Raw genomic sequence first — 19,101 nt, forward strand, 5'->3', positions numbered from 1 at the left:
CGTTTCACTTCATCGCGAGGTGTTGCCGAAGCGCCTACAAGATGAAACGGGACAAATCTGTGTTCTTGGCGAGATCGCCGACATATTTGCGCACATATTCGGCGTCGATCGTCACCGCCGTGCCTGACTGGTCGGGCGCATTGTAAGAAATCTCGTCCAGAACCCGCTCCATCACCGTCTGCAGGCGGCGTGCACCGATATTCTCGACCGTCGAATTCAGGTCGACCGCGATGCCGGCGAGTTCGTCGATCGCATCATCCGTGAAGTCGAGGGTGACGCCCTCCGTGTCCATCAGGGCTATGTACTGCTTGATGAGGCTCGCCTCGGTTTCCGTCAGGATGCGGCGGAAATCGTCCTTTTCGAGCGCGCGCAGTTCGACGCGGATCGGCAGGCGGCCCTGAAGCTCCGGCAGGAGGTCTGACGGCTTGGCGACATGGAACGCGCCGGATGCGATAAAGAGGATGTGGTCCGTCTTCACCGGCCCGTATTTGGTCGCGACGGTGGTGCCTTCGACGAGCGGCAGGAGGTCGCGCTGGACGCCCTCGCGGGACGGCCCGGTGCGGCTGTCGCTGCCAGCGACCTTGTCGATCTCGTCGAGGAAGACGATGCCGTCGTTCTGGGTGACGTCGAGCGCGCGGGCGATGACCTCGTCATTGTCGAGGAGCTTGTCGGATTCGTCGTTGATCAGGTGGCCGTAGGATTCCTTGACGGTCGTCTTGCGCGTCTTGGTCTTCTGCCCGCCCATCGCCTTTTGCAGCATGTCGTTGATGTTGAGCATCTGCGCGCCCGGCATTCCGGGGATTTCGAAACCGCCCATCGGCGTTCCGGCATCGGCGACCTCGACCTCGATTTCCTTGTCGTCGAGTTCGCCCGAACGCAGCTTCTTGCGGAAGGAATCGCGCGTCGCGGGGCTCGCCGTCTTGCCGACGAGGGCTTCAAGGACGCGTTCCTCGGCGTTGAGATGCGCGCGCGCCTTGACGTCCTCGCGCATCTTTTCGCGCGTCAGGCCGATGGCGGTCTCGACGAGATCGCGGATGATCTGCTCGACGTCACGGCCGACATAGCCGACCTCGGTAAACTTGGTCGCCTCGACCTTGATGAAGGGCGCGCCGGCGAGCTTGGCGAGGCGGCGCGAGATTTCGGTCTTGCCGACGCCGGTGGGCCCGATCATCAGGATGTTCTTCGGCATCACCTCTTCGCGCATCTGGCCTTCGAGCTGCTGGCGGCGCCAGCGGTTGCGCAGTGCGATGGCGACGGCGCGCTTGGCGTCCTTCTGGCCGATGATGTAGCGGTCGAGTTCGGAAACGATCTCGCGGGGGGAGAATGTGCTCATGAGTTTTCGGTGTCCTGCGGTGCGTCCAGCGCCATCAGATGGGCCGGACCATAAAGTGAGTTTCGCGTGTCGATGTGGCGAAAGCCCGCCTTCTCGTAGGCGCGGATCGCGCGGGCATTGTCTGGGTGCGGGTCGATGACGAGGCGCGGCGCGCCTTCTGCGAAGAGTTCCTCGGCGAATTGCGCAATGATCGTGCTGCCATGGCCCTTGCCGACGAGATCGGCCGCGCCGATCGAGATGTCGAGGCCGAGCGTGCCCATCGGCTGATCGGCATAGGGATGGTCGTCCTCCAGATGCGGATCGTAGGACTGGAGATAGGCGACCGGCTTGCCGTTGAGTTCGACGATCAGCGGTTCGGTCGAGATGTCGTCCATCGCCGCCTCGATCTCCGCGATGCCCTTTTCCGGATCGCCCCACCATTCGCGCACATGCGGCTGGTCGAGCCAGGCGCGCAGCGTCGGCAGGTCGTCCGGCTCGACCGAGCGGAAAGCGTAGCGCGGCCTATTCGGCATCCAGCACTTCCATGACGACGTTGGAATTCGTGTAGACGCAGATCTCGCCGGCGATCTTCATGGCGCGGCGGGCAATTTCTTCGGCATCGAGGTCGGTGTCGGCCAGGGCGCGGGCCGCGGCGAGGGCATAATTGCCGCCGGAGCCGATCGCCATGATGCCCTGCTCGGGCTCCAGCACGTCGCCATTGCCGGTGAGTGCCAGCGTGACCGACTTGTCGGCAACGAGCATCATAGCCTCGAGGCGGCGCAGGTAACGGTCGGTGCGCCAGTCCTTGGCAAGCTCGACGCAGGCGCGGGTCAACTGGTCGGGATATTGCTCGAGCTTGGCCTCCAGCCGTTCGAGAAGGGTGAACGCGTCGGCGGTGGCGCCGGCGAAGCCGGAAATGACGTTGCCCTTGCCGATGCGGCGCACCTTGCGGGCATTGCCCTTCATGATGGTCTGGCCAAGGCTGACCTGCCCGTCGCCGGCGATCACCACCTTGTTGCCCTTGCGCACGGTGACGATGGTCGTGGCGTGCATGGAAGTCTCGTTGGACATATCTGCTCCGATACTGTCTCCGGCGGACCCGATGGCGCCCGCCACTCGGCTCGTTATGTATGCTGCCGGTAAGCGTTTGCAATCGGCGCACCGAGGCTGGTATGAGGCAAGCGCTTATCTGATGAGGGCAGGGACGCCACCATGGCCGACGGCAAGAGCGCGCGCAGCGCGACGATCGAGCGCAAGACGAAGGAAACCGAGATCACCGTCACGGTCGATCTCGACGGCACGGGCCGGTCGCAGATTTCGACCGGCGTGGGCTTCTTCGACCATATGCTCGACCAGTTGTCGCGCCATTCGCTGATGGACATGACGATCGAGGCCAAGGGCGACCTCCACATCGACGACCACCACACGGTCGAGGACACCGGCATCGCGATCGGGCAGGCGATTGCCAAAGCGCTCGGCGAGCGGCGCGGCATCGCGCGCTACGGCTCGATCGATCTCGCGATGGACGAGACGCTGACCAAGGCGGCGATCGACGTTTCCGGTCGGCCGTTCCTCGTCTGGAACGTCGCGTTCTCGGCGCCGAAGATCGGCACGTTCGACACCGAACTGGTGCGCGAATTCTTCCAGGCACTGGCGCAGAATGCCGGGATCACGCTGCACGTCCTCAACCATTACGGCGCCAACAACCACCATATCGCCGAGACCTGCTTCAAGACGGTGGCGCGCGCGCTGCGCATGGCGGTGGAGCCGGATGCACGGCAGGCGGGCATGATCCCGTCGACCAAGGGCACGCTGAAAGGCTGACACTATGGCAAGCTTCGTCGTGATGGAGCCGCCGGTGCGTGACCCGGCCGAAAAGGCCGTCCTGGTCCGCGACGGGTTTCACGTCTTCGGCCTCCTGATCCCGTTCGTCTGGTTCGCGTTTCATCGCATGTGGCGCGAGGCGGCGCTTGCGCTCGCTGCTGCGATCGCGCTGTCGGTCGCCGGAGCCTATGCGGGTCTTGGCGGGGCGACGGGCTGGCTGTCGCTGCTCGTCGGCGTCTATGTCGGGCTGGAAGGTGCGGCGCTGCGCATCGCCTCGCTGAAGCGATCCGACTGGAACGAATGGGGCGTTGTCGAGGCGCGAAGCGCAGCGGATGCGGAAATCCGCTATCTGGCCGACCGTGAGGTAATCGTGGCAACCGAGACGCCGCCGCGCGTGATGGCGCCGTGGTCGCGCACCGCGCCTGCCGCGCGCCACAGCGGCCCGGCGCTCGGCCTGTTCGGCTATCCCGGAGCCAAATGATGCGGGTCGCTATCATCGATTACGGGTCGGGCAATCTGCGCTCGGCGACCAAGGCCTTCGAGCGCGCCGGGCGCGAGGGCGGCACGAATGCGCAGATCGAGCTGACGGACGATGCCGCGCGGGTGGCGAGCGCGGACCGCATCGTGCTGCCGGGTGTCGGCGCCTATGCCGATTGCCGGCGTGGGCTCGACGCCGTGCCGGGCATGGTCGAGGCGCTGACGGAGGCGGTCATCGCCAGGGGGCGGCCGTTTCTCGGCATCTGCGTCGGCATGCAGCTTCTTTCGACGCGCGGTTTGGAGAAGACGATCACGCAAGGCCTTGGCTGGATTCCCGGCGACGTGAAGGAAATGGAGCCGGTCGACCCCGCGCTGAAAATCCCGCAGATCGGCTGGAACACGATTCACGTGAAACAGGAACATCCGCTCTTTGCCGGCATCCCGACCGGCGAGCGCGGCCTGCACGCCTATTTCGTTCACTCCTACCAGCTTGCCGCAACCGACCCGGCGCAGGTGCTGGCGACGACCGACTATGGCGGCCCGGTGACCGCCGTCGTCGGCCGCGACAACATCGCCGGCACGCAGTTCCATCCCGAAAAAAGCCAGGCGCTGGGCCTCGCTTTGATCGCAAATTTCCTGAGGTGGAAGCCATGATCCTCTTTCCCGCAATCGACCTGAAGGACGGCCAGTGCGTGCGGCTGAAGCTGGGCGAAATGGATTCGGCGACGGTGTACAATGCCGATCCGGCCGCGCAGGCGAAGGCGTTCGAGGATCAGGGGTTCGAATGGCTGCATGTCGTCGATTTGAACGGCGCGTTCGAGGGGCACTCGGTCAATGGTGCGTCGGTCGAATCGATTTTGAAGGCGACCAACAATCCGGTGCAGCTTGGCGGCGGCATCCGTACGCTGGCGCAGGTCGAGAGCTGGCTGGAGAAGGGGCTTGCTCGCGTCATTCTCGGGACCATCGCGGTGCGTGACCCCGAACTAGTGAAGGAAGCCTGCCGGCTCTTTCCCGGAAAGATCGCCGTCGGCATCGATGCCAAGGGCGGCAAGGTCGCGGTCGAGGGCTGGGCGGAAGCCTCGACCCTAGGCGTCGTGGAGCTGGCGCAAAAATTCGAGGGCGCCGGCGTTTCGGCGATCATCTACACCGATATCGACCGCGACGGCGTGCTGACCGGTATCAACTGGGAATCGACCATCGCGCTTGCCGATGCCGTCTCGATCCCGGTGATCGCCTCGGGCGGGCTCGCCTCGCTGGCCGACATCGTGCGGATGACGATGCCAGATGCGCAGAAGCTGGAAGGCGCGATTTCGGGCCGTGCGCTGTATGATGGTCGGATCGATCCCGCGGAGGCGCTGGCCATCCTGAAGGGCGAGAAGGCCGTTCCTCCCGCCTACTTCGAGGAGCCACGCTCGTGACCCTCAAGGCCCGCGTCATTCCATGCCTCGACGTCAAGGACGGCCGTGTCGTCAAGGGCGTCAACTTCGTCGATTTGATCGACGCCGGGGACCCGGTCGAAGCGGCAAAGGCGTATGATGCGGCAGGCGCCGATGAGCTCTGCTTCCTCGACATCACGGCTTCGTCCGACAATCGCGAGACGATCTTCGACATCGTGGCGCGCACGGCCGAGCAGTGCTTCATGCCGCTGACGGTGGGCGGCGGGGTTCGACAGGTGGCTGACATCCGCAAGCTGCTGCTTGCCGGCGCCGACAAGGTTTCGATCAACACCGCCGCCGTGAAGAACCCGGACTTCGTCGCCGAAGCCGCCGACAAGTTCGGCAATCAGTGCATCGTCGTCGCGATCGACGCCAAGAAGGTTTCGGGCGCAGGCGAGGCGGATCGCTGGGAGATTTTCACCCATGGCGGGCGTGAGAAGACCGGCATCGACGCGGTCGAATTTGCGCGGAAGATGGTCGATCTCGGCGCGGGCGAACTGCTTTTGACCTCGATGGACCGCGACGGCACCAAGATCGGCTACGACTTGGCGCTCACCCGCACCATCGCGGACGCGGTGCGCGCGCCGGTGATCGCATCCGGCGGCGTGGGCAATCTCGACCATCTGGTCGAGGGCGTGCGCGACGGGCATGCGACGGCGGTGCTCGCCGCCTCCATCTTCCACTTTGGTACCTATACGATTGCGCAGGCCAAGGCGCATATGGCACAAGCTGGATTGCCCATGCGGCTCGATCCTGCTGCGTGAGCTTCGGAGGGTAGCATGGCGGATTTCACGCTCGCCGATCTCGAGCGCATCGTTTCCGAGCGTGGACGTTCGGGCGCTGACGATTCCTGGACGGCGAAGCTGTTCGCCAAGGGGCCGGAGCGGGCCGCCAAGAAGATGGGCGAGGAAGCAGTCGAGGCCGTGATCGCCGCCGTCAAGGGCGACCGCGGCGAACTCGTTTCCGAAACCGCCGACCTGCTCTATCATCTGACCGTGGTGCTGGCGCTCGCCGACATCCCGCTTGCCGATGTGATGGCCGAGCTGGAGCGGCGCACCGGCCAGTCGGGCCTTGCCGAGAAGGCGTCGCGACCGCAATGAGCGCGCGCAAGCGACCACGCAAGGAAAAGGCGGGCGGCATGGACCAGCTCACGCCGGACCAGTTCTATTCGCCCTATCGCCGCTTCTCTGCCGAGGAATGGGCCGGATTTCGCGCCGACACGCCGCTGACGCTTTCGGAGGACGAAATCCGTCGCCTGCGCTCGATGGGCGATCCGATCGACCTCGAGGAAACGCGGCGCATCTATCTGTCGATGTCGCGGCTCCTGTCGGCCCATGTCGAGGCGAGCCAGCTTCTCTTTCGCCAGCGGCAGATATTCTTCCGGTCCGAAGCGGCGACAAAGACGCCTTTCATCATCGGCATCGCGGGTTCGGTCGCGGTCGGCAAGTCGACGACGGCGCGCGTCCTGAAGGAGCTCTTGCAGCGCTGGCCGTCGAGCCCGAAGGTCGACCTGGTGACGACCGACGGCTTCCTGCAGCCCAATGCCGAGCTGCGTCGCCAGAACCTGATGGAGCGCAAAGGCTTTCCCGAAAGCTACGACGTCGGCGCGCTGTTGCGCTTTCTCTCTGGCATCAAGTCCGGCGCCCGCAACATGCGCGCGCCGCTCTATTCGCACTTCACCTATGACGTGCTGCCCGGCGAGTTCGTCACCATCGACCAGCCGGACATCCTGATTTTCGAGGGCATCAACGTCCTCCAGACGCGCGACCTGCCGAAGGACGGCAAGGTGGTGCCGTTCGTCTCGGACTTCTTCGATTTCTCGATCTATGTCGATGCCGAGGAAAGCCAGATCCGGCAATGGTACGTCGAACGCTTCATGCGCCTGCGCGAGACGGCCTTCCGCAACCCCGACGCGTTCTTCCATAAGTATTCGCAGCTTTCCGAAACCGCCGCGCTGGCGATCGCGGAAGGTCTCTGGACCAACATCAATTTGAAGAACCTGACCGAGAACATCTTGCCGACGCGCCCGCGGGCGGATCTGATCCTGCGCAAGGGCGGCGACCATCTGGTCGAGGAAGTGGCGCTGCGCCGGTTGTGACGGCCGCGCCGTGCGCCCTTCTCCCCTTGTGGGAGAAGGGAAGGCGTCAGCGTCCCGTCACCCGCCGTAGCGTCAGATTGATCCGCCCGCCATTCTTCAGGAGCGTCGAGGTGCCGGGATAGATGCGGTCGACGCCGTGGAAAGCGAGACGACTCTCGCCGCCAAGGATCACGACGTCGCCGGAGGATAGGCGCAGCGAACGGGTCGGATCGGAGCGCTGCGTGCCGCCGATGCGAAACAGGCACTCGTCGCCGAGCGAGACGGAAACGACCGGCGCGCCAAATTCCTCCTCATCCTTGTCCTGGTGTAGGCCCATTTTCGCCGATGCGTCGTAGAAGTTGACGAGGCATGCCTGGGGCGCCTTGTCGACGCGGGCCTCGTTTGTCCAGAGTTCCAGAAGCAAGGACGGGATCGGCGGCCACGTCGTGCCGGTCTCGGGGTGCGTCGGTTGGTAGCGGTAGCCGCGTTCCTTGTCGGTGACCCAGCCGAGATCGCCGCAATTCGTCATCCGAACGCTCATCTCCTTGCCAGTGCGGGGCATGCGCGGGACGTAGAGTGGCGCGGCCGCGACGACGGCACGGATTTCGGCGACGAGCGCTTCCTGTGCGTTGCGATCGAAATAGCCCGGGAGGTGCCGGAAGCCGGTCGGAAGGACGAAACCTGCCATCAGTCGAAGCCGACCTTGCCGCGGTTCTTTTTGATGGTCGAGCGGCCTGACTTGGCCTTCAGGCGGCGCTCAACCGAGCCTTTCGTCGGCTTCGTTTTCCTGCGCGGCTTGGGTGGCGGTTCGGCGGCCTTTGCGATCAGTTCGGCCAGGCGCTCGCGGGCGTCGTCGCGGTTCTGCTCCTGCGTGCGGAAGCGGCCAGCCTCGATGACGATGACGCCGTCCTTGGTGGCGCGCTGGCCGGCGAGCTTGATGGTGCGCTCGCGCACGCGTTCGGAAAGGGCGGGCGAATTGGCGGCATCGAAGCGAAGCTGGACGGCGGTCGCGACCTTGTTGACGTTCTGGCCGCCGGGCCCGGAGGATCGGATGAACTGCTCGTCGAGCTCGCTTTCGGCGATCTCGATGTTCGGCGCAATGGAAAGGCCGTCGCGTGCGGTCATGTCTTCCAGACGATGATGTCGTTGGCCGGCTTCTTGGTGATGTCGGGCACGAGCGCGCCGTCTGCCGGATAGCCGGCGACGAGCAGGATCAGCGCCTTTTCGTGCTCGGGCCGGCCGCAGATCTCGTTGAGGAAGCCCATCGGCGAGGGCGTGTGGGTGAGCGTCGCCAGTCCGGCATTGTGGAGTGCGGCGATGAGGAAGCCAGTGGCGATGCCGACCGATTCGGGCACGTAATAGTGCTTCACGCGCTTGCCCTCGGCGGTGACGCCGTAGCGCTGCGCGAAGATCGCGATCAGCCATGGCGCGGTTTCGAGGAAGGGCTTGTTTGCGTCGGTGCCGATCGGGGCGAGCGCATCCAGCCATTCCTCGGAGGCGCGGCCGGAATAGAACTCGCGTTCTTCCTTTTCCGCCGCCGCGCGGATCGCCGTCTTCGCGGCCGGATCGCCGATGCACACGAAGGTCCAGGGCTGCTGGTTGGCGCCGGACGGCGCGCCGCCGGCGGTCATGATGCAGGTCTCGATCAATTCGCGCGGAACCGGTCGCGCGGAGAAGTCGCGCACGGTGCGGCGCGCTTTCATCAGTGCCCTGAAATCCTGCGCACGGGCCATCATCTCGGCTTCGTCGCGCTGGGTGAACTCGAGCGGTCTGTGCGGCGTGTGCTTCATGAAACTCCTCCCTGGCATAGGAGATTTGCACCGGCACCGGCCAAAAGAAAAGGCCCGGTCGATGCCGGGCCTTCTGCTGGATGCCGAATGGCTATTCGGCCGCTTCCTGGTAGCGCGGCGCGGCGTCCCTGACGGTCGCGTCGACATGCTCCTCGAACTTGGTGAAGTTGTCGGTGAACATGCTCGCGAGCTTTTCGGCCTGGCGGTCATAGGCCGCCTTGTCGGCCCAGGTGGACCGCGGGTCGAGGATCGAGGAATCGACGCCGTCGACCGCAACGGGAACCGAAAAGCCGAAATTCGCATCGGTGCGGAATTCGCCGTCGCGCAGCGAACCGTCGAGCGCGGCGGCGAGCAGCGCGCGGGTCGCCTTGATCGGCATGCGCCGGCCGACGCCATGGGCGCCGCCGGTCCAGCCGGTGTTGACCAGCCAGCAATCGACGTCGTGGCGGGCGATCAGGTCTTTCAAGAGGTTGCCGTATTCCGACGGATGGCGCGGCATGAACGGGGCGCCGAAGCAGGTCGAGAAGGTCGCTTCCGGCTCGGTGACGCCCTTTTCCGTGCCGGCGACCTTGGCGGTGTAGCCGGAGAGGAAGTGGTACATGGCCTGCGCCGGCGTCAGCCTGGCGATGGGCGGCATGACGCCGAACGCGTCGGCCGTCAGCATGATGATGTTCTTCGGATGTGGTGCGACGCCGGTTTCGCTCGCATTCGGGATGAAATCGAGCGGGTAGGCGCAGCGCGTGTTCTCGGTCAGCGAGCCGTCGTCGAAATCGGGCACGCGCTCCTCGTCGAGGATGACGTTTTCGAGAACGGTGCCGAAGCGGCGCGTCGTCGCGAAGATTTCCGGCTCGGCCTCGGCCGACAGCTTGATCGTCTTGGCGTAGCAGCCGCCTTCGAAGTTGAAGATGCCGTCCTCGCCCCAGCCATGCTCGTCGTCGCCGATGAGCGTGCGGGTCGGGTCGGCCGAAAGCGTGGTCTTGCCGGTGCCCGAGAGACCGAAGAAGACGGCCGAATCGCCGTCGCGCCCGACATTGGCAGAGCAGTGCATCGGCATGACGGACTTTTCCGGCAGGAGATAGTTGAGCGCGGTGAAGACCGACTTCTTCATCTCGCCCGCATAGGAGGTGCCGCCGATGAGAACGATCATGCGCGAGAAATCGACCGCGATCACGGTCTCGGTGCGCGATCCGTGGCGCTCGGGATCGGCGCGGAAGGAGGGCAGGTCGATGATCGTCAGTTTCGGCACGAAGCCGGCAAGGTCGGCTGCCTCCGGGCGGATCAGAAGGTTGCGGATGAAGAGCGAGTGCCAGGCATATTCGGTGACGACGCGCGTCGGCAGGCTGTGCGACGCGTCCGCGCCGCCGATCAGGTCCTGAACGAAAAGGTCCTTGCCTTTGGCGTGCTCGAGGAAGTCGGCATGGAGGCGGTCGAACGCCTCGCGTGACATCTTCTTGTTGTTGTCCCACCAGATGCGCGAATTCGTCATCTCGTCGGCGACGATGAACTTGTCCTTGGGCGAACGGCCGGTGTGCTGGCCAGTGCGGGCGACGAGCGCGCCGTGGGCGGTCAGTTCCGCCTCGCCGCGCCGCAGCGATTCCTCGTAAAGCTCGGCGGCGCCGAGATTGTAATGGACCTTGCCGAGGTCTTTCAGACCGCTGGCATCGATCCCGCAGGCGGGATTGCGCTTACCGATTTCCGTCATCTGCTCCACCAAGAAAACCGCACCGACATAAAGCGAGGCCCTGCATGGTCGCCGCCGAAAACGGCAACTTCAAGCAGGGCTGAATGGTCCAGAAACAGAAAAACCTAGCGATATCAAATCATTAATCGATTTAAAACTTCAGCTCTAACGTTTAATCGGTTATATCTTCTTTAATCGAAGCGCGGCGTCGCCATATGCCGTGCAGCTGGCCGCGGGCACAGTCCGATCTGCGGCTGTGACACGGCATGAAATCTGTGCCACATTTTGTACCAGATTTGTCCCGCAAGAGACGGCCCGCGTTTCTTTTGAGAGCAAGGGACAGCCGCCTATGAAGGAGCCGCTTGAGATGGCAACGATCGCGCTTGTCGATGACGACCGCAACATTCTCACGTCGGTCTCGATCGCGCTCGAATCCGAGGGCTATCGTGTCGAGACCTACACCGATGGTGCGTCCGCGCTCGAGGGCCTCGGCGCCCGTCCGCCGAATCTCGCGATCCTCGATATCAAGATGCCGCGCATGGACGGAATGGAGCTCCTGCGCCGGCTGCGCCAGAAGACCGATCTCCCGGTGATCTTCCTGACGTCGAAGGACGACGAGATCGACGAACTCTTCGGCCTGAAGATGGGCGCCGACGACTTCATCCGGAAGCCGTTCTCGCAGCGTCTTCTGGTCGAGCGTGTCCGCGCCGTCCTGCGCCGGGCGAGTGCCCGCGAGCCGGGCGCCAAGCCGACCACCCAGCAGGCCCGCTCGCTGGAGCGCGGCCAGCTCGTCATGGACCAGGAGCGCCACACCTGCACCTGGAAGGGCGAGCCGGTGACGCTGACGGTGACCGAATTCCTGATCCTGCATTCGCTGGCGCAGCGGCCCGGCGTGGTCAAAAGCCGTGACGCGCTGATGGATTCGGCCTATGACGAGCAGGTCTATGTCGACGACCGCACCATCGACAGCCACATCAAGCGGCTGCGCAAGAAGTTCAAGTCGGTGGACGACAGTTTCGACATGATCGAAACGCTCTATGGCGTCGGCTACCGCTTCCGCGAGGCCTGAGCCGCAGGGACCGGAGTACCGGATGTTGAATGGCGGCTGATACGGATCGACCCGTCAGGACGCTGCCGAGGGCAGCCAGGCCGAGCGTGGTGCGCTGGACGCGATCCTGGCGTGCCGTGCGGCGCCTGCTTGGTCAGTACATGTTCTCGAGCCTGACCAAGCGCATCCTGTTCCTGAACCTCGCCGCGCTCGGCGTGCTGGTTGTCGGCATCCTCTACATGAACCAGTTTCGCGACGGGCTGATCGACGCACGCGTCGAAAGCCTGATGACGCAAAGCGAGATCATCGCCGGAGCGATCGCTGCATCCGCGACCGTCGAGACCGATACGATCACCATCGACCCCGAACGGCTGCTGGAGCTTCAGGCCGGCGAAAGCCTGCCGCCGGACCAGCGCGCGCTCGACAGCCTCGAGTTTCCGATCAATCCGGAAAAGGTCGCGCCCGTCCTGCGGCGGCTGATCTCGCCGACTCACACCCGCGCGCGCATCTTCGACCGCGACATGAACCTTCTGCTGGATTCGCGTCATCTTTATTCGCGCGGCCAGATCCTGCGCTACGACCTGCCCCCGGTGGTGCCCGCCGAGCCGGGCTTCTTCGACCGCGTGCGGGTGATCTTCGCCGAGTTCTTCCGCCGAACGGACCTGCCGATCTATCGCGAACAGCCCGGCGGAACGGGGACGGCCTTCCCCGAAGTGGTCGCCGCGGCCAACGGCACTTCGGGCTACCTCGTCCGTCTGTCCGAGCAGGGCGAGCAGATCGTTTCAGTCGCGGTGCCGATCCAGCGGTTTCGTGCAGTTCATGGCGTGCTGATGCTGTCGACCCAGGGCGGCGACATCGACCGCATCGTCGCGGCCGAACGGCGAGCGATCCTGCGCCTCTTCGGTGTCGCGGCGCTCGTCACCGCGATTCTCTCGATGCTGCTCGCCTCGACTATCGCCAACCCGCTGCGCCGGCTTTCGGCGGCAGCGGTCCGCGTGCGCCGCGGCGGCAAGAACCGCGAGGAAATTCCCGACTTCTCCGACCGCCAGGACGAGATCGGCAATTTGTCGGTCGCCCTGCGCGACATGACCAACGCGCTTTATGCGCGCATCGAGGCGATCGAAAGCTTCGCCGCCGATGTGAGCCACGAACTCAAGAACCCGCTCACCTCGCTGCGCAGCGCGGTCGAGACGCTGCCGCTTGCCAGGAACGACCAGTCGCGGGCGCGGCTGATGGAGGTCATCCAGCACGACGTCCGCCGCCTCGACCGGCTGATCACCGACATTTCCGACGCCTCGCGGCTCGATGCGGAGCTTGCGCGCGAGGACGCCGAACGTGTCGATGTGGAAAAGCTCGCCCGCGACCTGACGCGGCTTCTCTCGGAGCAGAGCCGCGCCCATGCCAAGGTGATCGCGGTCGACTTCAAGGTCGAAAAGGCGCCGCATCAGGGCAAGGGCTTCCTCGTCAACGGGCACGATTTGCGGCTCGGCCAGGTCATCACCAACCTGGTCGAAAATGCCCGCTCCTTCGTGCCCGAGGATGGCGGACGCGTCTCGGTCACGCTGGCGCGCACGCAGCGCTGGGTGCTGATCACGGTCGAGGACAACGGGCCAGGCATCCGCATCGAGAACATCGACCGCATTTTCGAACGCTTCTATACGGACCGGCCCTCCAGCGAGGCCTTCGGCCAGAATTCCGGCCTCGGCCTGTCGATCAGCCGCCAGATCATCGAGGCGCATGGCGGGACGATCACGGCCGAGAACATCCCCGGCGGCAAGCCGGGCGACCTTCGCGGCGCGCGTTTCACCGTCAGGCTGCCGGCGGAGGACTGACCGCGTGAACGGGAATGCGCACGGCACGCTCGTCCTTCTGGGCGACAGGGGGGTGTTGATCATCGGCCCCTCGGGAAGCGGAAAATCGAGCCTGGCACTCGACCTGATCGCCCATGCCGACGGGTTCGCGAGGCTGGTCAGCGACGACCGGGTGCTCATCGAAAGCAGCCCGCAAGGGCAATTGATCGGGCGGGCTCCATCGGTCATTGCCGGCCAGATCGAAATCCGCGGCATCGGCATTGTCGCACGGCCATTCGAGCCGCGTGCCGTGATCGACCTCGTCGTCGAACTCGTCGATCCCGACAGCATCACCCGCATGCCCGAGCCTACGGAATGCGATGGGGTGCCTCATCTGCGGGTTCCGTGGCGCTCCTGCGCGATGGCGCGGCAACATGTCGCCGCTGCGCTCGACCGGGCGAAATCGGGACTTTAGGCCACAGTCAGGTCTCAAATGACAAGAAATCCGCGTCGCTGCGGCGGATTCGGCCTTGTCAACCGCCCAAGTCGTGACAAGGATACCGACCCTGTCGAAGGGGAGAGACCGGCACAAGACTGAAACCAATCAGATCCGGTCGGCCGATACGGCATTCAGCACGACGCAAAGCTTACGGAGCACCAATTGACCGAAACACGCACCGCGCGCTGGGGCCGGCGGAAACGTGCAGACAGAACCATCGACACCCGGGCATGCGCGGCATGATCGGCATCGTGCTCGTTACCCATGGTCGTCTGGCCGACGAGTTCCGCTCGGCGGTCCAGCACGTCGTCGGCCATCAGGAGCAACTGGAAACGGTCTCGATCGAGGCCGAGGACGACATGGAGCAGCGCCGGCTCGATATCGTCGAGGCCGTGCGCCGCGCCGATAGCGGAACCGGCGTCGTGGTCCTGACCGACATGTTCGGAGGGACGCCGTCCAATCTGGCGATTTCGGTCATGGAGCCGGGCAGGGTCGAGGTCATCGCGGGCGTCAACCTGCCGATGCTGATCAAGCTGACCAGCGTGCGCAAGGCGGACGACATGGTGACGGCGCTCGAAGAAGCGCAGAATGCCGGCCGCAAATACATCAATGTCGCAAGCCAGGTCCTGAACGCCAAATGAGCGAGACCACCGACCGCCCTTCCATCGTGCGCGACCTGACGATCGTCAACCAGCGGGGCTTGCACGCCCGCGCCTCTGCCAAGTTCGTTCAGACCGCCGGCGCCTTCGACGCGATCATCGAGGTCGAGAAGGACGGGACGACCGTGGGCGGCACGTCGATCATGGGGTTGATGATGCTTGCCGCGAGCCCCGGCTGTTGCATTCGCGTCTCGGCCAGCGGCCCCCAGGCCGAGGACGCCATGCGCGCGATCGAGGAACTCGTCGCCAACCGCTTCGGCGAGGAAATCTGAAATCTGCGCGGGCAGAGCGGTTCATGACATAACGATGTCTTTATATCCCATTGCCGATCTGGCAGGGGTCTGCTAGTTAGCGCGCCATGTATGGCCGCGCGCGGCCGATGACCCTTCATCCAAATTTCAGATCGGGAGCCTTCCATGGCCGCCAATGATTACGTAGTCGCCGATATTTCGCTGGCCGATTGGGGCCGCAAGGAAATCGAGATCGCCGAGACCGAAATGCCGGGCCTGATGGCCTGCCGTGAGGAATTCGGCACCGACAAGCCGCTCAAGGGCGCGCGGATCACTGGCTCGCTGCACATGACGATCCAGACGGCGGTGCTGATCGAGACGCTGAAGGCGCTCGGCGCGGACGTCCGCTGGGCGTCGTGCAACATCTTCTCGACCCAGGATCATGCAGCGGCAGCCATCGCGGCAGGCGGTACGCCGGTCTTCGCGATCAAGGGCGAGACGCTCGAGGATTACTGGACCTATACGGACCGCATTTTCCAGTGGGCGGACGGCCAGCCCTCCAACATGATCCTCGACGATGGCGGCGATGCGACCATGTACATCCTGCTCGGCGCGCGTGCCGAGGCGGGCGAGGACGTGCTGTCGAAGCCGGGCTCGGAAGAGGAAGAAATCCTCTTCGCGCAGATCAAGAAGCGCCTTGCCGAGACGCCGGGCTTCTTTGCCCGCCAGCGCGACGCGATCAAGGGCGTGACGGAAGAGACGACGACCGGCGTCAACCGGCTCTACCAACTCCAGAAGGCCGGCCTGCTGCCGTTCCCGGCGATCAACGTCAATGACAGCGTGACCAAGTCGAAATTCGACAACAAGTATGGCTGCAAGGAATCGCTGGTCGACGGCATCCGCCGCGGCACGGACGTCATGATGGCCGGCAAGGTCGCGGTCGTCTGCGGCTATGGCGACGTCGGCAAGGGCTCGGCCGCCTCGCTCAAGGGCGCCGGCGCGCGCGTCAAGGTGACCGAGGTCGATCCGATCTGCGCCCTGCAGGCGGCGATGGATGGGTTCGAGGTCGTGACGCTGGAAGATGCGGCGCCCACGGCCGACATCGTCATCACCACGACCGGCAACAAGGACGTCGTCACGCTCGACCACATGCGCCTTTTGAAGGACATGGCGATCGTCGGTAACATCGGCCATTTCGACAACGAGATTCAGGTCGCTGCCCTGCGCAACCTGAAATGGACCAATGTGAAGCCGCAGGTCGACATGATCACCTTCCCGGACGGGAAGCGGATGATCCTGCTGTCCGAGGGCCGTCTCCTCAACTTGGGCAATGCGACCGGCCATCCCAGCTTCGTCATGTCCGCCTCCTTCACCAACCAGGTGCTGGCGCAGATCGAACTCTGGTCGAAGGGCGAGCGCTACCAGAACGAGGTCTACGTTCTGCCCAAGCACCTCGACGAAAAGGTCGCACGCCTTCACCTCGACAAGCTCGGCGCGAATCTCTCGGTCCTGTCGGATGAGCAGGCGGCCTATATCGGCGTGACGCCGAAGGGCCCGTTCAAGCCGGAACATTATCGCTACTGACCTGCGCGACGCGACACGCGGGCAACACCTTCGATTTTCTTCGGCGACCTGACGGCCGCCGAAGTCGTTTCAAGGTGGGGCAAGCTTCACGCAGTCCGGGCGAGACGATACATTGTCCTGATTCGTGGGGACGAGCCGGACGCTGAGGGGTGGCCGGCGAAAAGGTGTAACTCCCACTGGCGGCTGAGAGGTGGGAACTTTGGGACGAGGCGAAGCGAAAGCAGGGCGGTTCGACGCGCGCCGGCGTGCGCGTGGTTTCGGCGTCCGGGCCGCTGCCGCCGCACTTGCCGCGACGACGGCCATCGTGCCCGGAACCGCGTTCGCGCAGACCGGGCTGAGAGTGAACGACGTCGCACAGTTCTCGCTTCTGGCAGGCGTCGTCTCGGCGGCCTTCATCTCGGCCTTCCTCCTGATTCGCGAGCGGGGCCGCATCGACCGCGAAAACCAGCAGCTCAAGGCCCGCCTCGCCGATCTCGGCACGGCGCTGCGGCGATCCGATGCGCTCCTCAATCTGCGCGACCAGCGGGTCGTCGTCTGGGACGACCGCAATTCGCGTCCCGAACTTGTCGGCACACTGCCGCCCGACGCCGGTGCGCCCGAGGACCGCGCGACCTTTCTCGCCTTCGGCCGCTGGCTGGCGCCGCAATCGGCCTCGGCGCTGGAACGCGCGCTCGGCCAGTTGCGCGACAAGGGGACGAATTTCGAACTCGTCATCGAGACCATTTCCGGGTCGGTGATGGAGGCGCAGGGCCGATCGAGCCTGTCGCATTGCGTGGTGCGGTTCAGCGCCCTTTCGCGACGCCAGCGCGAACTGGCCGAACTGCAGCTCGACCATCAGCGCGTGCTGCGCGACCATGAGACGATCCTGGCTCTGATCGACGCCCTTCCGGCGCCGTTCTGGCTGCGTGACGGACGCGGCAAACTCGAATGGGTCAATAAGGCCTATGCGCGACTTGTCGACGGCGGCACGGTCGAGGCCGTTCTGCGCGACGAGCGCGAACTTCTCTCCGAGAACGCTCGCGACGCGATGGCGCGCAATCGGGCGGCGCGCCCGATCTTCGAACAGACCCTGTCGGTCGTGGTCGGGGGCGAGCGGCAAATGTATGCCGTGACCGATTTTGCCGCGCCGGACGCGTCGGCCGGCCTGGCGCTCGACAAGACCGAGGTCGAGACGATCCGCGAGGAATATCAGCGCACGATCATCAGCCACGCCGATACGCTCGACCAGCTCCAGACAGCGGTGGCGATCTTCGACGCCGACCAGAAGCTGCTCTTCTTCAACCAGGCCTTTCAGAAATTGTGGGCGCTCGACCCTGCCTTCCTCGAAAGCGCGCCCGACCAGACGCTTCTGCTCGACCGGTTGCGCAGCGATGGCAAGCTGGCGGAGCAGCCCGAATGGCGGCGCTGGAAGGAAACGATCCTCGCGGCCTACCGCGCCATCGATCCGCAGGAGCATGTCTGGCACCTGCCTGATGGACGCACCTTGCGCGTCGTCGGCAATCCGCAGCCCAAGGGCGGTGTGACCTGGGTGTTCGAGAACCTCACCGAACAGCTCAATCTGGAAAGTCGGTACCACACGGCGGTGCGGGTCCAGGGCGAGACGCTGGACAATCTGGCGGAGGGAGTCGCCGTGTTCGGGCCTGACGGCAAGATCCGCCTTGCCAATCCCGCCTTCTCGCATTTGTGGAACCTCGCCGAAGGCCTCGTGAAGACCGGCACCCACATCGCCGTGATCCGGGCGGCCTGCGAGGGCAACGCGATCGAGAGCCCCTGGAGCGATCTCGTCTCCGTGGTGACCGGCTTCGACGAGGAGCGTCGCGACCGGCACGGCCAGGCCGAGATGCGCGACGGGACCGTGCTGCGCTATGCCGTCATCCATCTGCCGAACGGGCAAGTGATGACGACCTTCGTCGACGTGACCGACAGCGTGAATGTCGAGCGCGCCCTGAAGGATCGCAACGAGGCGCTGGAGCGCGCGGACCGTCTGAAGAACGATTTCGTCCAGCACGTCTCGTATGAATTGCGCTCGCCGCTGACCAACATCATCGGTTTCACCGAATTGCTGTCGCTGGGCGGGACGGGGCCGCTCAACGAACGGCAGCGCGAATATGTCGGCCATATCGGCTCGTCCTCGGCCGTTCTCCTGACCATCGTCAACGACATCCTCGACCTCGCGACCGTCGATGCGGGCATCATGCAGCTCGATATCGGGGAGATCGTCATCGACGAGGCGGTCCAGTCGGCCTCCGACCTGGTGGTGGAGCGTCTGCGCGAGCACAACATCAAGCTCGCCGTCGACCTCTCGCAGGCGCCCGCGACGCTCCATGCGGACGGCCATCGGCTGCGCCAGATCCTCTACAATCTTCTCAACAACGCCGCCAATTACGCGCCGGAAGGCTCGACCGTCCGCCTCGACGTCAGGGCATTGCCCGGCGATCTGGTGGAGTTCCGCGTCGGCGACGATGGACCGGGCATGTCAGAAGAGGTTCTGGAGACGATCTTCCAGCGCTTCGAATCGCACGCGAATGGCGGGCGCAAGCGCGGCGCCGGGCTGGGTCTGTCGATCGTCAAGAGCTTCGTCGAACTGCATTCGGGAACGGTCGAGATTCGCACGGGACGGGACCAGGGCACGACGGTCATTTGCCGGCTGCCCGCGATCGCCACGCAGAGCCGCGCGGCGGCGGAGTAAACCTA

The 19,101-nt window shown here is 64.8% G+C and carries 21 protein-coding genes; 14 read left to right on the forward strand and 7 right to left on the reverse strand.

Translation table 11 applies throughout. The features are described from left to right. Positions 1–34: 34 nt before the first annotated feature. From hslU to hslV, 3 genes are read right to left on the reverse strand one after another with little or no spacing between them, the layout of a single operon-like run. The gene (gene hslU, locus ACT6QU_RS07260) at positions 35–1,333 is read right to left on the reverse strand and encodes an ATP-dependent protease ATPase subunit HslU (RefSeq protein ID WP_444563514.1); all 1,299 of its coding nucleotides are present in this window, start codon (positions 1,331–1,333) and stop codon (positions 35–37) included. Continuing rightward, positions 1,330–1,845 (reverse strand): GNAT family N-acetyltransferase, encoded by a 516-nt coding sequence (locus ACT6QU_RS07265; RefSeq protein ID WP_444563515.1) that lies wholly within the window; start codon positions 1,843–1,845, stop codon positions 1,330–1,332. Before ACT6QU_RS07265 ends, hslU begins: the two co-directional genes overlap by 4 nt. Then, positions 1,835–2,383, reverse strand: coding sequence for an ATP-dependent protease subunit HslV (gene hslV / locus ACT6QU_RS07270; RefSeq protein ID WP_444563516.1), 549 nt, complete (start codon positions 2,381–2,383; stop codon positions 1,835–1,837). The genes ACT6QU_RS07265 and hslV overlap by 11 nt, the downstream gene beginning before the upstream one ends. A gap of 141 nt (positions 2,384–2,524) precedes the next feature. Here hslV and hisB point away from each other — a divergent pair, with 141 nt between their 5' ends. From hisB to coaA, 7 genes are read left to right on the forward strand one after another with little or no spacing between them, the layout of a single operon-like run. Continuing rightward, positions 2,525–3,136, forward strand: a complete 612-nt coding sequence (hisB, locus tag ACT6QU_RS07275) for an imidazoleglycerol-phosphate dehydratase HisB (RefSeq protein ID WP_444563517.1) — start codon at positions 2,525–2,527, stop codon at positions 3,134–3,136. A gap of 4 nt (positions 3,137–3,140) precedes the next feature. After that, positions 3,141–3,617, forward strand: a complete 477-nt coding sequence (locus ACT6QU_RS07280) for a DUF2628 domain-containing protein (RefSeq protein ID WP_444563518.1) — start codon at positions 3,141–3,143, stop codon at positions 3,615–3,617. Continuing rightward, positions 3,617–4,267 (forward strand): imidazole glycerol phosphate synthase subunit HisH, encoded by a 651-nt coding sequence (hisH, locus tag ACT6QU_RS07285; RefSeq protein WP_444563519.1) that lies wholly within the window; start codon positions 3,617–3,619, stop codon positions 4,265–4,267. The genes ACT6QU_RS07280 and hisH overlap by 1 nt, the downstream gene beginning before the upstream one ends. After that, on the forward strand, positions 4,264–5,031 hold the full coding sequence (gene hisA / locus ACT6QU_RS07290) for a 1-(5-phosphoribosyl)-5-[(5-phosphoribosylamino)methylideneamino]imidazole-4-carboxamide isomerase (RefSeq protein WP_444563520.1): 768 nt from the start codon (positions 4,264–4,266) through the stop codon (positions 5,029–5,031). The genes hisH and hisA overlap by 4 nt, the downstream gene beginning before the upstream one ends. Beyond that, positions 5,028–5,813, forward strand: coding sequence for an imidazole glycerol phosphate synthase subunit HisF (hisF, locus tag ACT6QU_RS07295; protein WP_024588193.1), 786 nt, complete (start codon positions 5,028–5,030; stop codon positions 5,811–5,813). Before hisA ends, hisF begins: the two co-directional genes overlap by 4 nt. A gap of 15 nt (positions 5,814–5,828) precedes the next feature. Next, on the forward strand, positions 5,829–6,149 hold the full coding sequence (locus ACT6QU_RS07300) for a phosphoribosyl-ATP diphosphatase (protein ID WP_444563521.1): 321 nt from the start codon (positions 5,829–5,831) through the stop codon (positions 6,147–6,149). Between the two features lie 38 nt (positions 6,150–6,187). Continuing rightward, the gene (gene coaA / locus ACT6QU_RS07305; protein WP_444563567.1) at positions 6,188–7,147 is read left to right on the forward strand and encodes a type I pantothenate kinase; all 960 of its coding nucleotides are present in this window, start codon (positions 6,188–6,190) and stop codon (positions 7,145–7,147) included. Between the two features lie 46 nt (positions 7,148–7,193). Here the strand turns inward: coaA and ACT6QU_RS07310 are convergent, their stop codons facing one another. The 4 genes from ACT6QU_RS07310 to ACT6QU_RS07325 all read right to left on the reverse strand — a co-directional run bounded on the left by ACT6QU_RS07310 (position 7,194) and on the right by ACT6QU_RS07325 (position 10,618). Continuing rightward, complete coding sequence (locus ACT6QU_RS07310; RefSeq protein WP_444563522.1) at positions 7,194–7,814, reverse strand: alpha-ketoglutarate-dependent dioxygenase AlkB family protein; 621 nt, start codon at positions 7,812–7,814, stop codon at positions 7,194–7,196. Then, positions 7,814–8,251 (reverse strand): alternative ribosome rescue aminoacyl-tRNA hydrolase ArfB, encoded by a 438-nt coding sequence (gene arfB, locus ACT6QU_RS07315; RefSeq protein ID WP_444563523.1) that lies wholly within the window; start codon positions 8,249–8,251, stop codon positions 7,814–7,816. The genes ACT6QU_RS07310 and arfB overlap by 1 nt, the downstream gene beginning before the upstream one ends. Then, complete coding sequence (locus ACT6QU_RS07320; RefSeq protein ID WP_444563524.1) at positions 8,248–8,916, reverse strand: nitroreductase family protein; 669 nt, start codon at positions 8,914–8,916, stop codon at positions 8,248–8,250. The genes arfB and ACT6QU_RS07320 overlap by 4 nt, the downstream gene beginning before the upstream one ends. A 91-nt stretch (positions 8,917–9,007) precedes the next feature. Continuing rightward, on the reverse strand, positions 9,008–10,618 hold the full coding sequence (locus tag ACT6QU_RS07325) for a phosphoenolpyruvate carboxykinase (RefSeq protein WP_444563525.1): 1,611 nt from the start codon (positions 10,616–10,618) through the stop codon (positions 9,008–9,010). 346 nt (positions 10,619–10,964) lie between these two features. Between ACT6QU_RS07325 and ACT6QU_RS07330 the strand changes: the two genes are divergently transcribed. From ACT6QU_RS07330 to ACT6QU_RS07360, 7 genes are all read left to right on the forward strand, one after another. Beyond that, entirely contained in the window at positions 10,965–11,666 is a 702-nt protein-coding gene (locus ACT6QU_RS07330; protein WP_152529658.1) for a response regulator transcription factor, read from the forward strand. A gap of 29 nt (positions 11,667–11,695) precedes the next feature. After that, entirely contained in the window at positions 11,696–13,477 is a 1,782-nt protein-coding gene (locus ACT6QU_RS07335; protein ID WP_024588184.1) for a sensor histidine kinase, read from the forward strand. 4 nt (positions 13,478–13,481) lie between these two features. Further along, positions 13,482–13,910: an HPr kinase/phosphorylase gene (locus ACT6QU_RS07340; protein ID WP_444563526.1), complete on the forward strand. Its 429-nt coding sequence runs from the start codon at positions 13,482–13,484 to the stop codon at positions 13,908–13,910. A 263-nt stretch (positions 13,911–14,173) separates the two neighbouring features. Beyond that, positions 14,174–14,575 carry a PTS sugar transporter subunit IIA gene (locus ACT6QU_RS07345; protein WP_024588182.1) on the forward strand — a complete coding sequence of 134 codons (402 nt, stop codon included), beginning with the start codon at positions 14,174–14,176 and terminating at the stop codon, positions 14,573–14,575. Then, positions 14,572–14,865 carry an HPr family phosphocarrier protein gene (locus ACT6QU_RS07350; protein ID WP_444563527.1) on the forward strand — a complete coding sequence of 98 codons (294 nt, stop codon included), beginning with the start codon at positions 14,572–14,574 and terminating at the stop codon, positions 14,863–14,865. Before ACT6QU_RS07345 ends, ACT6QU_RS07350 begins: the two co-directional genes overlap by 4 nt. Positions 14,866–15,009: 144 nt before the next feature. Continuing rightward, positions 15,010–16,407, forward strand: coding sequence for an adenosylhomocysteinase (ahcY, locus tag ACT6QU_RS07355; RefSeq protein ID WP_444563528.1), 1,398 nt, complete (start codon positions 15,010–15,012; stop codon positions 16,405–16,407). Between the two features lie 190 nt (positions 16,408–16,597). Continuing rightward, on the forward strand, positions 16,598–19,096 hold the full coding sequence (locus ACT6QU_RS07360; protein ID WP_444563529.1) for a PAS-domain containing protein: 2,499 nt from the start codon (positions 16,598–16,600) through the stop codon (positions 19,094–19,096). The last annotated feature ends 5 nt before the right edge of the window (positions 19,097–19,101 follow it).

Origin of the sequence: Aliihoeflea sp. (genome assembly GCF_052435475.1) — a bacterium.
Classification (GTDB): Bacteria; Pseudomonadota; Alphaproteobacteria; order Rhizobiales; family Rhizobiaceae; genus Aliihoeflea.